General features: G+C 70.9%; 14 protein-coding genes. 9 read left to right on the top strand and 5 right to left on the bottom strand.

Translation table 11 applies throughout. The features are described 5' to 3' along the window. Positions 1 to 27: 27 nt before the first annotated feature. Positions 28 to 168 (bottom strand): hypothetical protein, encoded by a 141-nt coding sequence (locus tag ACQPY0_RS36105; protein ID WP_432971026.1) that lies wholly within the window; start codon positions 166 to 168, stop codon positions 28 to 30. Positions 169 to 355: 187 nt separating this feature from the next. Here ACQPY0_RS36105 and ACQPY0_RS36100 point away from each other — a divergent pair, with 187 nt between their 5' ends. After that, positions 356 to 1,333, top strand: a complete 978-nt coding sequence (locus ACQPY0_RS36100) for a YihY/virulence factor BrkB family protein (protein ID WP_432971023.1) — start codon at positions 356 to 358, stop codon at positions 1,331 to 1,333. A gap of 15 nt (positions 1,334 to 1,348) precedes the next feature. On the opposite strand, the gene ACQPY0_RS36095 is transcribed toward ACQPY0_RS36100, so the two are convergent. Next, positions 1,349 to 1,957, bottom strand: coding sequence for a DUF4142 domain-containing protein (locus ACQPY0_RS36095; protein WP_432971020.1), 609 nt, complete (start codon positions 1,955 to 1,957; stop codon positions 1,349 to 1,351). Positions 1,958 to 2,173: 216 nt separating this feature from the next. Between ACQPY0_RS36095 and ACQPY0_RS36090 the strand changes: the two genes are divergently transcribed. Continuing rightward, on the top strand, positions 2,174 to 3,580 hold the full coding sequence (locus ACQPY0_RS36090) for a cytochrome ubiquinol oxidase subunit I (RefSeq protein ID WP_432971017.1): 1,407 nt from the start codon (positions 2,174 to 2,176) through the stop codon (positions 3,578 to 3,580). Beyond that, positions 3,577 to 4,581 (top strand): cytochrome d ubiquinol oxidase subunit II, encoded by a 1,005-nt coding sequence (locus ACQPY0_RS36085; RefSeq protein WP_432971014.1) that lies wholly within the window; start codon positions 3,577 to 3,579, stop codon positions 4,579 to 4,581. The genes ACQPY0_RS36090 and ACQPY0_RS36085 overlap by 4 nt, the downstream gene beginning before the upstream one ends. Here ACQPY0_RS36085 and ACQPY0_RS36080 read toward each other — a convergent pair. Together ACQPY0_RS36080 and ACQPY0_RS36075 are read right to left on the bottom strand one after the other, a co-directional pair. Next, the gene (locus ACQPY0_RS36080) at positions 4,578 to 6,137 is read right to left on the bottom strand and encodes a tannase/feruloyl esterase family alpha/beta hydrolase (RefSeq protein WP_432971011.1); all 1,560 of its coding nucleotides are present in this window, start codon (positions 6,135 to 6,137) and stop codon (positions 4,578 to 4,580) included. The genes ACQPY0_RS36085 and ACQPY0_RS36080 overlap by 4 nt on opposite strands. A gap of 264 nt (positions 6,138 to 6,401) precedes the next feature. Further along, positions 6,402 to 7,100 (bottom strand): GNAT family N-acetyltransferase, encoded by a 699-nt coding sequence (locus ACQPY0_RS36075; RefSeq protein ID WP_432971008.1) that lies wholly within the window; start codon positions 7,098 to 7,100, stop codon positions 6,402 to 6,404. Between the two features lie 108 nt (positions 7,101 to 7,208). Between ACQPY0_RS36075 and ACQPY0_RS36070 the strand changes: the two genes are divergently transcribed. Genes ACQPY0_RS36070 through ACQPY0_RS36060 form a run of 3 tightly spaced genes read left to right on the top strand, consistent with a single transcriptional unit; the run spans position 7,209 to position 9,889 of the window. Next, positions 7,209 to 8,120 (top strand): amino acid ABC transporter permease, encoded by a 912-nt coding sequence (locus ACQPY0_RS36070; RefSeq protein ID WP_432971005.1) that lies wholly within the window; start codon positions 7,209 to 7,211, stop codon positions 8,118 to 8,120. Further along, a complete protein-coding gene (locus ACQPY0_RS36065) occupies positions 8,120 to 8,881 on the top strand; it encodes an amino acid ABC transporter ATP-binding protein (RefSeq protein ID WP_432971002.1) in 762 nt (253 codons plus the stop codon). Before ACQPY0_RS36070 ends, ACQPY0_RS36065 begins: the two co-directional genes overlap by 1 nt. Before the next feature lie 15 nt (positions 8,882 to 8,896). Next, positions 8,897 to 9,889: a transporter substrate-binding domain-containing protein gene (locus ACQPY0_RS36060; RefSeq protein WP_432970999.1), complete on the top strand. Its 993-nt coding sequence runs from the start codon at positions 8,897 to 8,899 to the stop codon at positions 9,887 to 9,889. Positions 9,890 to 9,939: 50 nt separating this feature from the next. Here the strand turns inward: ACQPY0_RS36060 and ACQPY0_RS36055 are convergent, their stop codons facing one another. Beyond that, on the bottom strand, positions 9,940 to 10,095 hold the full coding sequence (locus tag ACQPY0_RS36055; protein WP_432970996.1) for a hypothetical protein: 156 nt from the start codon (positions 10,093 to 10,095) through the stop codon (positions 9,940 to 9,942). 93 nt (positions 10,096 to 10,188) lie between these two features. On the opposite strand from ACQPY0_RS36055, the gene ACQPY0_RS36050 reads away from it, so the two are divergent. The 3 genes from ACQPY0_RS36050 to ACQPY0_RS36040 all read left to right on the top strand — a co-directional run bounded on the left by ACQPY0_RS36050 (position 10,189) and on the right by ACQPY0_RS36040 (position 13,028). Next, positions 10,189 to 11,130, top strand: coding sequence for a phosphotransferase (locus tag ACQPY0_RS36050; protein ID WP_432970993.1), 942 nt, complete (start codon positions 10,189 to 10,191; stop codon positions 11,128 to 11,130). A 462-nt stretch (positions 11,131 to 11,592) separates the two neighbouring features. Further along, on the top strand, positions 11,593 to 12,183 hold the full coding sequence (locus tag ACQPY0_RS36045; protein ID WP_432970990.1) for a TetR/AcrR family transcriptional regulator: 591 nt from the start codon (positions 11,593 to 11,595) through the stop codon (positions 12,181 to 12,183). Positions 12,184 to 12,293: 110 nt separating this feature from the next. Beyond that, positions 12,294 to 13,028 carry an SDR family NAD(P)-dependent oxidoreductase gene (locus ACQPY0_RS36040; protein ID WP_432970987.1) on the top strand — a complete coding sequence of 245 codons (735 nt, stop codon included), beginning with the start codon at positions 12,294 to 12,296 and terminating at the stop codon, positions 13,026 to 13,028. Positions 13,029 to 13,080 lie beyond the last annotated feature (52 nt).

Below are 13,080 nucleotides of genomic sequence, written 5' to 3'. Positions count from 1 at the left end.
TAAGATCCGTGGCGCGTACGAGTCGCGTCATGTCCGGCCGCCCCGATATCCGCCGTGCCCGGCCCGGATCACCCCGCCGCGCCGCCGTCGCCGCTGCGTCTGCAGCAGCAGCGAGATGATCACCAGCAGTACGACGACCGCGATCACCAACCAGATCCACCATTCCATGCCGCTTCCCTACCGCGTCATGCGGCCGTGAAACCTCCGGAAACGTTTTCGTCGCCCGGGCCCCGAAGTCCACCGGCTTGCGGAAGAGGTGCGCCGAGGCCACCCCGAAGTCACTTCACACCGGCTCCGTGCGGCCGGCCGCCGGGCCGGGGAGCGTGACGCCGGGGTGACGGGGTAGGTGGTGGCCGTGGTCACCTGGCTCGATCGTTACCAGCGCCGGCACACCTGGCTGGGGTTCCCGGTGGCGGTGATCTACAAGTTCTTCGACGACCGCGGTCCGCACCTCGCCGCGATGGTGACCTACTACGGCTTCGTCTCGCTGTTCCCGCTGTCGCTGCTGTTCCTCAGCGCGCTGGGCTTCTTCCTGCAGGCCCATCCCGGCCTCCGTCAGCAGTTCGTGCGGACGGCGGTGGCGGATCTGCCGGTCATCGGGCCACAGCTGCAGCGCAATGTCAGCGAGTTGCGCGGCAGCGGCACGCGTCTGGCGCTCAGCGTGCTCGGTGCGCTCTACGGCGGGCTGGGCGCGATGCAAGCCGCGCAGACCGGCTTCAACCTGATCCATGGCGTGCCGCGCCACGAGCAACCCAATCCGGTCCGGTCCAGGTTTCGCAGCCTCGGGCTGCTGCTGATGCTGGGCAGTGCGGTGCTGCTGTCGGCCGCGGCCGCGACGCTCGTGGCGTTCGCTTACGCGCACGCCGGCCGGTTCGGGCCCGGACTCTGGCTGCTCGGCTATCTGCTGACGTTCGCCATCAACGCCGGGCTGTTCACCGCGGCGATGCAGCTGCTGACCGCCACGAAGCTGCGCACCCGCCAGGTCGTCGCCGGAGGGTTGATCGCCGGGGCCTCGTGGGTGATATTGCAGACTCAGGGCGCTCAGTTGCTTGCCGCCTGGCTGCACCACGCCAGCGCGCTCTACGGCACGTTCGGAATCGTGCTCGCCGCATTCGCCTGGATCTACCTGCAGTCGCTCGTGCTGATGTTCTCCGCCGAGATCAACGTCGTCGCGAACCGCCGGCTGTGGCCCCGGGCCCTGCTCACCCCGTTCACCGACGACGTCGAGCTGACCGAGGCCGACCGGCGGCTCTACTCGATGTACGCCACCACGCAGCGGTTCAAGAGCTTCGAGACGGTGCGGGTCGCCTTCGGCCGGCCGCCGCAGCGATAGACCGGGTTGACCTGGTCACGACGGCGCCGGTGCCGAGCAGTTGAGGTTGTTGATGTTCTTGCTCGCCAGTTGCAGATGTTGCCGCAGGACCGGCAGCTGGCTCGCGGCGAACTGGCGGACCTGCGGGTTGTCCGCGTGCGCCGCCTCGTCTTCGAACGCGTGGACGTCCAGCGCGTGCAGGGCGTAGATGGTCGGGGCGTACGAGCAGTCGAAGGTGCCGCCGCGCACGTTCGACCAGATGGCGGTCAGGTTCTGCTGGTCGGGGCCGGCCGCGGACGACGAGGTGATGCCGAGCTTCTGGTCGAGCGACTGCAGCTGCTGCAACTCCTTGCCGTGGTCGGTGACCATCCGCAGGCCGAACGAGCGCACCGCCGCGCTCGCGGCCCGGTCGCCGGCGAGCCGGCCGCTCGTCACCTCGAACCGGGCGCCCTGCGCGGCCTCGGTGAGGAACGCGCGGTCCCGGCTGCTGAGCTGGGTGCCGGACGGCGCCTGACCGGTCGGCGACGGACCCGGTGGCGGTGGACCGCCCGGTGCCGGGGTGGCCGCGCCGTGCGCCGCGACAGGCAAGGACGTCACCGTCGCGCACACGACGGCGGCGATGCTGGAAGCGAATCGTGCTCGCATGACATCCTCCGGCGGAGTGGGATGCAGGCTGAAGCCCCCGACTACCCGCTCGACTCACCGCTCACCACGTTCCGACCCCGGCGCAGCGTGCCACACTTGGCCTGTACGGCCCCCAGCTCCTGTCCGATCACGCGAACCCGAGCCCCCCGAGCTGATGAAGTCGATGCGGCCGGGGTATGAGCCGGACAGTCGACCGGAGCGGGGAGGCGCACAGTGGTGACCGCGACGATGGCGGCAGCCACCGTGCTGGCCGCACCGGGCGAGTCGGGCCAGTTGCTGCCGGCCCGCGAGCAGATGGCCTTCACGCTCGGCTTTCACATCATCCTGGTGCCGTTCGGGCTCGCCTTCACGTTCCTCATGCTGCTGGCCGAGTACCGGGGCATCCGGCGCGGCGACCAGGACGCGCTGCTGCTGGCCCGTCGCTGGTCGAAGGTGTCCGCGGTGCTGTTCGCCGTCGGCGCGGTCTCCGGCACGGTGCTGTCGTTCGAGATGGGCCTGTTGTGGCCCGGTCTCATGCGCCGCTTCGGGGCCGCCTACGGGCTGCCGTTCGCCGTCGAGGGCATCTTCTTCTTCCTCGAGGCGATCTTCGTCGCCATCTACATCTTCGGCTGGGACCGGCTGCGCCCGTGGGTCCACTTCTGCTGCGGCCTCCCGGTCCCGATCGCCGGGCTCGGCGGCACCGCCTCGGTCGTGGCCGCCAACTCCTGGATGAACCGGCCCGGGGGCGTCGTCATGCGCGACGGGCAGCTCGTCGACGTCGTGCCGGCCGGCGTGTTCCTCAACGGCGCGTTCTGGTACGAGACGCTGCACATGTTCCTCGCCGCGTACATCGTGGCCGGCTTCCTCGTCGCCGGCGTCTACGCCGCGGCGATGCTCAAGGGCCGCCAGGACCGCTACCACCGGCTCGGCTTCCTCATCGCCTTCACCACCGCCGCGGTCGTCATGCCGCTGCAGATCGTCGTCGGCGACGTCGCCGCCCGGGAGGTCTTCCAGCACGAGCAGGCCAAGTTCGCCGCCATCGAGGCCGTGCCCGGCACCGCCACCCACGTGCCGGAGACGCTCGGCGGTGTCATGATCGCCGGCCGGGTCCGCTACGGCATCGGCATCCCCAACGGCGCGTCGCTGCTGGCCGGGTACCGCCCCGGCACCGAGATCCGCGGCCTCGACGCGATCCCCGCCGACGTGCGCCCGCCCGACCGGCTCGTCACGATCGTCCACCTGTCCTTCGACGTCATGGTCGGCGCCGGTTTCGCCCTGCTCGCGCTGGCGGCCTGGTTCGGCTGGGCCTGGTGGCGCCGCCGGGATCTGCCCCGCAGCCGCTGGTTCCTGCGCGCCGCCGCAGCCTCCGGTGTCGTGTCGGTCATCGCGCTGGAGAGCGGCTGGGTGGTGACCGAGGTCGGCCGCCAGCCGTGGACGGTCGTCGGGTTGCTGCTCACCCGGGACGCGGTCACGACCAGTGGCAACATGTGGGCCTTCTTCGCCGGCACCCTGCTGCTGTACGCCGCGGTCGGCGTCGGCGCGATCCTGGTGCTGCGCTCGATGCGCCGTCGCTGGGCCGCCACCGGCCCGCCGCAGCCCGTCGAGGTCCCCTACGGCCCCGCCGAACCCGAAGAGGCGCGATGAGCACGGTCGCCGCGATCGGGCTGCTGGCCGGTTTCGTCGCCTACGCCGTCTTCGGCGGGGCCGACTTCGGCGCCGGGTTCTGGGACCTCACCGCGGGCGGCGCGGAGCGCGGACGGGCGATCCGCGCCCACATCGACCACGCCCTCGGGCCGGTCTGGGAAGCCAACCACGTCTGGCTCATCTACTGCCTGGTCATCGCCTGGAGCGCGTTTCCCGCCGCGTTCGCCGCCGTGATGACCACCCTCTACCTGCCGCTGGGCCTGGCCGCCCTGGGCATCGTCGTGCGCGGTGCCGGGTTCGCCTTCCGCAAGGTCCTCGTGCACACCAGCACCCAGCGGCTCACCGGCGCCGCCTTCGCCATCTCCTCCGTCATCACCCCGTTCTTCCTCGGCACCGTCGCCGGCGGCATCGCGACCGGCCGCGTCCCCGCCGACGGCCACGGCGACCCGCTCACCAGCTGGCTGAACCCGACCTCGCTGCTCACCGGCGCGCTGTTCACCGCCACGTGCGCCTATCTCGCCGCGATCCTGCTCGCCGCCGACGCCCGCAACGATGAGCGGGTCGACCTCGAGCACCGGTTCCGCCGCCGGGCGTGGTGGGCCGCCTGGGCCAGCGGTGTCCTCGCCGTCGCCGGCCTGGCGGTCATGTCCGCCTACGCCGACCGGCTCTTCGACCGGCTCCTGAGCACCGCGTTGCCGGCCACCCTCGTATCGCTGCTGGCCGGTGCGGCCGCGCTCGCCCTGCTGCCCCGGTACTCTCCCCGGCTCGTGCGGCTGCTCGCCGGCGTCGCGATCGCCGCCCTCGTCGCCGCCTGGGGCGTGGCCCAGACGCCGTACCTGCTCGGCACCCACACCACCGTCCAGCAGGCGGCCGCCCCGACGGCCTCGCTGATCACGCTCGTGGTCGTCTTCGGCTGCGCCGCCCTGCTCGTCGTGCCCTCCCTGGCGTTGCTCTACGCCCTGCAGCAACGCTCCAGCCTCCGGGAGGACGACCATGGTTAGGCCGGTCCGGCGTACCCGATCCGCGGATAGCGGTACAGGTCGCGGCTGATCCTCGGGCGGTGCGCCCCGGACGTGGCGGCGGGCAGTGTGTCGGGCGCGTGGCCGCGTTCGACCCAGTTCACGAGCGCCGCGAGCGGGTCGGTGGGGACGGGCCCGGCCCCGCCGGAGCAGTGACTCACGCCCGGGGCGAGGAAGACGCGGTAGAACCGGTCGGTGGCCTGGGTGCCGCCCATGGCGGCTTCGACGTGGCGACGGTAGTCGACTGTGCCCTGCGGGAAGACCGCCTGGTCGGCCAGGCCGTGCCAGGTGATCATCTTGCCGCCGGCGGCGCGGAAGGCGGACAGGTCGGGGTCGTCGGAGCCGATGACGGCGCTGTACCGGGCGCGGGACTCGGCGAACAGGCGCTCGAACTCGGCGTAGCCGATGGTGGAGAGGTCGAAGTCCGGCCGCTGCCGCAGGAAGTAGCGGGTCCAGTCCGCGGCGACGGGGAACGGCACGCCGTGCCGCGCGCCGAACAGGGGTTTGGTCGTGGCGGCCAGCCAGCCGAAGGACGCGCCGGGCAGCAGGCCGTACCACTGGTGCCCGCCGGTCCGGGTCGTCGGGCCGCTCCAGATCCGGCGGACGATGTCGGCGACGGCCGGGCTGATCCGGATCGTCCGGCCGTGGCAGCGCACCTTGGTGCCGACGAGCCGGCCGGGGTCGAACCGGCAGGTGTCGGGCCGGCCGATGACACCGTCGATGCGCCCGTCACCGCCGTCGCACGCGGCGATCGCGGCGCGGTTGAAGGCGGCGAACTCGCATGCGGTCGGGTAGACACCCGCCTCGTTCATGACGACCTGCGGCCACAGCTGGGCGAGGGTGAGGCGGTTCCAGGAGATGGCGGGCGCGGCGGCGAGGATGCCGTCGAAGTCGCCGGGGTACCGTTGCGCCTCCACCAGACCCTGCCGGCCGCCGGTCGAGCAACCGGTGAAGTACGAGTAGGCGGGCGGCCGGCCGTAGAACCCGGCGATCACCTGTTTGCCGATCCGGCTCATGTCGTGCACCGAGCGGTACGCGAAGTTGGCCAGCAGCCCCTCGTTGACCGTCCGGTCACGGTGCAACGCCCAGGTGGGCGGGGTGTCGGGGGTCGTCGGCACACCGGCGTCGGTCGACGCCGCCGCGTAGCCCTGCCGGACCGCCGGGACGAGGGAGCGCTCGAACTCGCCCGCGGCGAACGCCCCGCCGCCGGTGGCCTGGAAACGGCCGTTCCACGTCGTTCGCGGCAGCCACAGTTCGATCCGGACCCGGTCACCGAGCGGCGGGTGGGTCAGGACGATCGTGACGTCGCAGAACGCCGGAACGCCGGTGACCGGCCAGCCGGGAGCGACGCCGCCCGGCCCGCCCGGACGGCCGACCGTGGACATCGACAGGACCTGCGCCCCGGGCAGGTGCGGCCGGGACGGGCCCGGGCAGCCGGATCCGCTGCGGTTGACGAGCAGCGCGACGGAGGCCGCGGCGGACAACGTCAGCGCCACCGGCAGCACGAATGCGCCGATGGAGACCAGCGGGCTTCTCATCGCTGCTCCACGAGGGACGGGCGGGCACCGACCTGCCACCGCTGGCTACCCGCCGCCGCGAATGTCACGCTCCGCGCCGAGGGTTCAGCGCGCCCCGGCCGGGCAGCCATGTCGCCGCACCCGGGCCTGCACGAGGAGGAGGGGGAGGCCAAACGCGCGCTGCCAGCCGGGGCTGCGCGAAGGGCGTTCGACCGGATCCGCGACGCCTTGCGCGACGGGCGGCAGAAGCACGACCGCTGATCGCCCAGGCCGGTGGCGTGTCCGTCACTGACGCGTAGGGCTGCGGTAGACGGCGAACGTGGTCTCGCGGCGAAGTCGGAAGCCCAGCGCGCCGTACAGGCGGATCGCGTTGGTGTTGGTCGCGGCCGCGTGGAGCAGGACCTGGTCGCCGCGGGAGCGGATGTTGTACGCCACCGCGCGCACCAGGCGCGTCGCCAGACCCTGGCCGCGGTGCGCCGCGTCGGTGCACACGGCGCTGATCTCCGTCCAGCCCGGCGGGCGCAGGCGCTCGCCGGCCATCGCGACCAGCCGTCCGTCGCGGCGGATGCCCAGGTAGGTGCCGAGCTCGAACGTGCGGGTCCGCCACGGGCCGGGATTGGTGCGGGCCACGAGCGCGCTCATCTGATCGGCGTCGGCGGCGCCGAGGATCACGGCCTCCTCGTCGGGGCGGGCGTCGATGCCGTCGTCGACCATCTGTACGCCCCGGTCGCGCCACACCAGCTCCCAGCCGGGCGGCGGGGCGCCGGTGCCACCGGGGATGGGCACCTCGGCGCCGGGGCCGACGAGGGACGCGAGGCTCCGCCAGACCTCGTCGTCGCGGTGCTCGGGAAGGCCGACGAACACCGACACGTCGGGGTGGTACCGGCGGGCCGAGCCGTGCGCCTGCGCGAAGCGGGCGTGCGCGCCGTTCAGCGAGTGCCAGGCCGGATTGTCCAGCACGGTGTGCTGATCGATGTCGGTCATGCGGTACCGTCCCTTAATTACTATCTAACCGATCGGGATTGACAACTTATCCCGCGCTTCCTATGTTGCCCAGTACGTGGTTGTCGAGCAAGACATGGAGCCACCCGGATGAGCGAGCCCGTAACCCTGCAACCGTCACCCGGCGCGCCGCCGCGCGGCCTCGCCGAGCGGCTCGACCCCCAGCTCGCGCTGCGGCGGGTCACGCCGCGGCCCCGGCCGTGGCGCTGGATCGTGAGCGCGGCTGTGCTCGTGGTGCTCGCCCAGTTCGTCTGGGGGATCTTCACCAACAGCCACTACGAGTGGCACAAGTTCTGGCCGTACTTCACACGCGAGTCGATCCTCGACGGCGTCCTGGTGACGCTGAAGGTCGTCGGCCTCAGCGCCCTGGCCGGGCTCGTCCTCGGCGCGGTCGTCGCGCTCGGCCGGCTGTCGACCAACCGGCTGATCGGCGGCCTGGCCTGGGCCTACGTGTGGTTCTTCCGCGCCCTGCCGCTACCGCTGCTGCTGATCATCACCTTCAACTTCTCGTACTTCTACCCGCGCCTCGGCGTCGGCGTCCCCTGGGGACCTGTCTTCGCCGAGGTCGAGACCAGCAGCCTCACGCCCCTGGCCATCGGCGTCATCGCGCTGAGCCTCAACGAGGCGGCGTACGCGGCCGAGGTGATCCGGGGCGGCATCCTGTCGGTCGAGCCCGGGCAGATCGAGGCCGCCAACGCGCTCGGCCTGTCGCGGGCACGGCAGCTGCGGCGCGTGGTGCTGCCACAGGCGCTGCGTTCGATCGTCCCGGCGTACGGCAACCAGCTCGTCGGCCTCATCAAGGCCAGCTCGCTGGTCTACTACGTCTCGCTGCTCGACCTGTTCGGCGCGGTGTTCGTGCTCGAGTCGCGCCACCCCGAGTCGCTGGTGCCGATCCTCATCGTCGGCGCCGCCTGGTACCTGCTGCTGACCGCGGCGCTGTCGATCGTGCAGTACTTCGTCGAGCGCTACTTCGCCCGCGGCGCGACCCGGAAGGCCTTGTGATGGCGGCGGCGCTGGAGATCCGCAACGTGCACAAGTCCTTCGGCCCGCGGGAGGTGCTCAGGGGCGTCGACCTCACCGTTCGGCAGGGCGACGTCGTGGCCATCCTCGGCCCGTCCGGTTCGGGCAAGTCGACGCTGCTGCGCACCATCAACCACCTCGAGCGGCCCGACCTCGGCTACGTCGCCGTGCTCGGCGAGCTCATCGGCGTCGAGGTGCGCGGCGCCCGGCTGCACGAGCTGCCCCCGCGGGCGGTGCGCCGGCAGCGTACGCGCATCGGCTTCGTCGCCCAGAGCTTCAACCTGTTCCCGAACCTCACCGCCCGCGACAACGTCGCCGAGCCGCTGATCGCGCACAAGCGGCTCGCCAAGCCCGCCGCCCACGACCGGGCCGTCGAGCTGCTCGCCGAGGTCGGCCTCGGCGACCGCGGCGACGCGTATCCGCGCCAGCTCTCCGGCGGCCAGCAGCAGCGCGTCGCCATCGCCCGCGCGCTGGCCCTCGAGCCCGACCTGCTGCTGTTCGACGAGCCGACCTCGGCGCTCGACCCCGAACTGGTCGGCGAGGTCCTCACGGTGATCCGGCGGCTCGCCGCCGGCGGTGCGACCCTCGTGATCGTCACCCACGAGATCGGCTTCGCTCGCGAGGTCGCCGACGCCGTCGCGTTCATCGACGGCGGCGTGATCGTGGAGCAGGGGCCGCCCGCCGATGTGCTCGACAACCCGCAACAGTCCCGCACCCGCGAGTTCCTCGCCCGGGTGCTCTGAATTCGAAGGAGCAGCATGAGACCATTCGCGGCCGCGGCCCTCGCCGTTGCGCTCGTCACCGGGCTCGCCGCCTGCGGCGACGGCGACGAGGCCCAGGCGGAGGCCGGCGCCGGAGCCGGCACCGTGACCATCGGCGCCCAGGCCGAGGGCGTCGGCAAGCGCACCCAGCTGAAGGTCGACAAGCAGCCGGACATCGCCGCCGAGGTACCGGAGGCGATCAGGGCCGACGGCAAACTCACCATCGGCCTCGGCGCGCTGCCGACCGGCTTCCCGCCGCTGGCCTTCGTCGGCGACGACGACAAGACGGTCACCGGCGCGGAGCCCGACCTCGGCCGCCTGATCGCCGCGGTGCTCGGCCTCGAGCCCGCGTTCAACAACGACACCTGGGACAACCTGTTCGTCGGCATCGACTCCGGCAAGAACGAGGTCGGCTTCTCAAACATCACCGACACGGAGCAGCGCAAGGAGAAGTACGACTTCGCCTCCTACCGGCAGGACAACCTCGGCTTCGCCGTGAAGGCCGCCAACACCTGGAGCTTCGACAAGAAGTACCAGAACCTGGCCGGGCTCAAGGTCGCCGTCGGCGCCGGCACCAACCAGGAGAAGATCCTGGTCGCCTGGCAGGACAAGCTCAAGGCCGAGGGCAAGACCCTGGACATCAAGTACTTCGCCGACACGCCCAGTACGTTCAAGGCCCTCGTCTCCGGGCAGATCGACGCGTACTTCGGTCCGAACCCCGGCATCGCGTACCAGATCAGCAGGGCGGAGGGCACCGCCGACGCCGTGCGCAACGCCGGCGTCTACTCCGGTGCCGGCGAGACCCTGCAGGGCCTCATCGCGGCCACCACGAAGAAGGACAACGGCCTCGTGAAGGCTCTCGCCGACGCGATCAACTACCTGATCCAGCACGGGCAGTACCGGCAGTGGCTCGCCGCCTACAACCTCGACACCGAGGCCGTGGACACCGCCCAGGTGAACCCGCCCGGCCTGCCGAAGTCCAATCTCTGACCAGCACGGCGATCCGGGCCGTCCGCCACCGGCGGACGGCCCGGATCGCGTCAGGCCACGGGCAGCGGCGGCAGAGCGAGGTGTTCGCGCAGGGTCGTGCCCTCGTACGCGGTGCGATACAGGCCGCGGTCCTGCAGCTGCGGCACCAGCCGGTCGACGATGTCCTCGACGGTGCCGGGCAGCAGCTCATCGTGTTGTTGCCGCATGTGGCGAGGCTGGCAGTGGAGCGAGTGGAGGCCGTGGGCTCCAAGTCTGGGTCTGGGGCAAGTCGGCGCAGGCGACAGCCCGGTGTCCGGGCTGTGATCACTTCACGCGGCGGTCAGTCAGCGTCGATCGCTGAGAATCGTGTCCCAGGGCAATTCCGGTGCATCGGTGAACTGCCAGCCCTGGAGTTGTATAGCGTGGAACTTTCCCATCTCGGCGCGCCGACCGGGCCGATGATCCGCGTCCATGGCGGGTTCGCCAACCGGACGTACCGGCTCGGCACCGACCAGGGGTCGTTCGCGGTGAAGGAGTTGAACCTCGTCGACCGCCGCTCGACGTACCACGTCGAGGACGTGTTCAGGTTCGACCGGGCGGCCTTCGCCGCCGGCATCCCGATGCCAGAGCCGATCTCGGCCAGCCACCGCACGCTCGTCCACCGGTGGGTCGAGGGCGAGAAGGTGCCCGAAGCGCCGGTGTCGGAGGAGTACGCGTTCGAGATCGGTGAGATCCTCGCTCGCATCCACGCGCTCGACGTCGACTGGACCCAAATGTCGATCGAGGACCCGACGCCACGGGACTGGCCCGAGCTCGCCGAGCGGGCAGTGGCGCCCGGACAGCCGTGGGCCAACGAACTCGCCTCCAACGTCGAGACGTTCCTCGCCATTGCCCACTTCGTCGACACCTGCGAACGGCCGGGCCGGTCGTGCTGCACGAGGAGGCCCGAGCCGTCGCTGCCCGCCGGTCGTCCGGCGGCGACGACTCGGCTGCTTCCCGATGCCCTGATCTGCGGTGACGCATCTTCAGTGGCACAGATCCGTGGCGGTTCAAGGTCGATGGCAAACGGTTCACCCTCGTTGGCAACGGACAGCTCAGACCCCGCCGATGCTCCCACCGCTCGCAGTGGTGTCGAAACTCGCGGACATCGAATCCACCCGATCGAGCGTCCAGCCGTCGTGGTGTCGAAACTCGCGGAGAAAACCATGTCAGAACGGTCCGAGCTGACTCTGGATCCGCATCGCCGATTCGTTGCACGTTAGTCAGATCGTTGGCTTCGATCGTGAGAACGGGGTCCGGATGCGCTTTTGGGTCAGGCCGGCCACTTCGTCATGATCAATGTTCCTGAGTCTCGGCCCACCCCGAAGGCGTCGGCGGGTAAGGGCGAGCGTGTCGATCAGCCGGCCGGTGTCCCGCGCAGGAGTGCGTCGACCTCGCGGCGGCCGGTGTGGAGGGTCGTCCAGACAGTTCCTGCAACAACGGGGGTGAGCGCAGCGCGGCGCCGTAGGCGCCGCCTTGATACCGAATGGAAGGTATAGACACGGCGGGTGCCGTCGGTGTCGTGTCTCGGCTGATGCTGGATGCTCGGGCGTGATCGGCTTTCCTGCTCGCTGTCCTTGCTGGTCGACGGGCCGTGGGCCACGTCCGACGCGCCGTGCGCTGCAGCCGAGCTTCTCCCGCGACGAGGCCGGACCGACGGGTCCATTACGGGGTAGACTCGGCCCGTGCCGCGTCCACGCCAGTTCGATGAGGAGCGTGTGCTGTCGGCTGTGCAGGCAGCGTTCTGGGACAACGGTTACGCGGGCACGTCACTCGAAGACCTGCTGGCAGCCAGTGGGCTCGGCAAGGGGAGCTTGTACGGGGCGTTCGGGGACAAGCAGAGCTTGTTCCTGCGGGTGCTGCGCGAGTACGACGAGGCCAATGACCGGATGCTGCGCATGTGGCTCGAGCAAGCCGACCGCGGTATCGACGTGATCTGTGGCTTCGTGACCGGGCCCGTGCGTGATCCCAGCGGCGAGCAGGCCCGTCGGGGTTGCCTGCTCGCCAACACCGCGATGGAACTCTCGGCGAGCGCCGCCGAGGTGGCCGCGGAGGCGCGGCGCAGCTACGCGGCGACCACTGCGGTGCTTACCGACGCGGTACGACGAGCGCAGCGCGAGGGCGACGTCGCACCCCGTCTCGACCCGGAGGTCACCGCCCGCGCGGTGCTGGCCGGTCAGCTCGGGCTGATCGTGCTCGGTCGAGTCGGTCAGGACCCGGCCGCCTTGTTGGCCATGGCCGAGGCTCTGCTCGACGGCTTGCTGCCTGCGCCCTAAGCACCCCCGCAGTGGTGGCATGCGACACAACCCCTCCCGGATTATTGACCGGACGGTCCATATCAACGCATTATGGACCAGTCGGTCAACAATCATGGACGGGAGTGGTCATGAAGGTGCTGGAGGGCAAGGTCGCGGTCCTGACCGGAGCGAACGCGGGTATCGGGCTGGCGATCGCGCGGGCCTACCGCGCCGAGGGTGCGCGGGTGTTCGTCGCCGGCCGTCGCCAGGCGCAGCTCGACGAGGTCGAGGCCGAACTGGGTCCCGGGGTTACTGGGGTTCGCTGCGACGTGGGCCGGCTCGAGGACCTCGACGGGCTCTATGCGACGGTCGCGGAGCAGGCGGGTCGGATCGACGTCCTGGTTGCCAACGCCGGGATCGGGATTGCTGCACCGCTGGGCGAGATCACCGAGGAGCAGTTCGACGCCATGTTCACCACCAACGTCAAGGGCTCGCTGTTCACCGTGCAGAAGGCGTTGCCGCTACTCTCCTCGGGTGCGTCGATCATCCTCACCGGATCGACGGCGATCACGCGACCCCAGTCGTTCCTGCCCGTGTACGGGGCGACCAAGGCCGCGATCCGTAACCTGGTCCGCGGGTTCGCCCACGACGCCAGGGCGCGTCAGTACCGGATCAACGTACTCTCCCCCGGCGGTACCCGCACGCAGGGTTTGCTCGAGCTGATCGGGGCCGACAAGCTCGCCGCCGCCGGGGCGTCGGTTCCGCTCGGCCGCTTGGCCGAACCTGAGGAGATCGCCGCGGCGGCCGTCTTCCTCGCCTCGGACGCGTCCAGCTACGTCAACGGCTCCGAGCTCGCCGTGGACGGTGGCTTCGCCCAGATCTAAGGCACGCCGGCGCACCACACCGGACCAGCCGCGGGCGACCACCCGTCGCCCG

The organism is Dactylosporangium sp. CA-233914 (assembly GCF_050942935.1).
In the GTDB taxonomy this organism is placed as follows: domain Bacteria; phylum Actinomycetota; class Actinomycetes; order Mycobacteriales; family Micromonosporaceae; genus Dactylosporangium.
The sequence above is the reverse complement of the archived record's forward strand: the minus strand, read 5'-3'. Positions and strand labels throughout refer to the sequence as shown.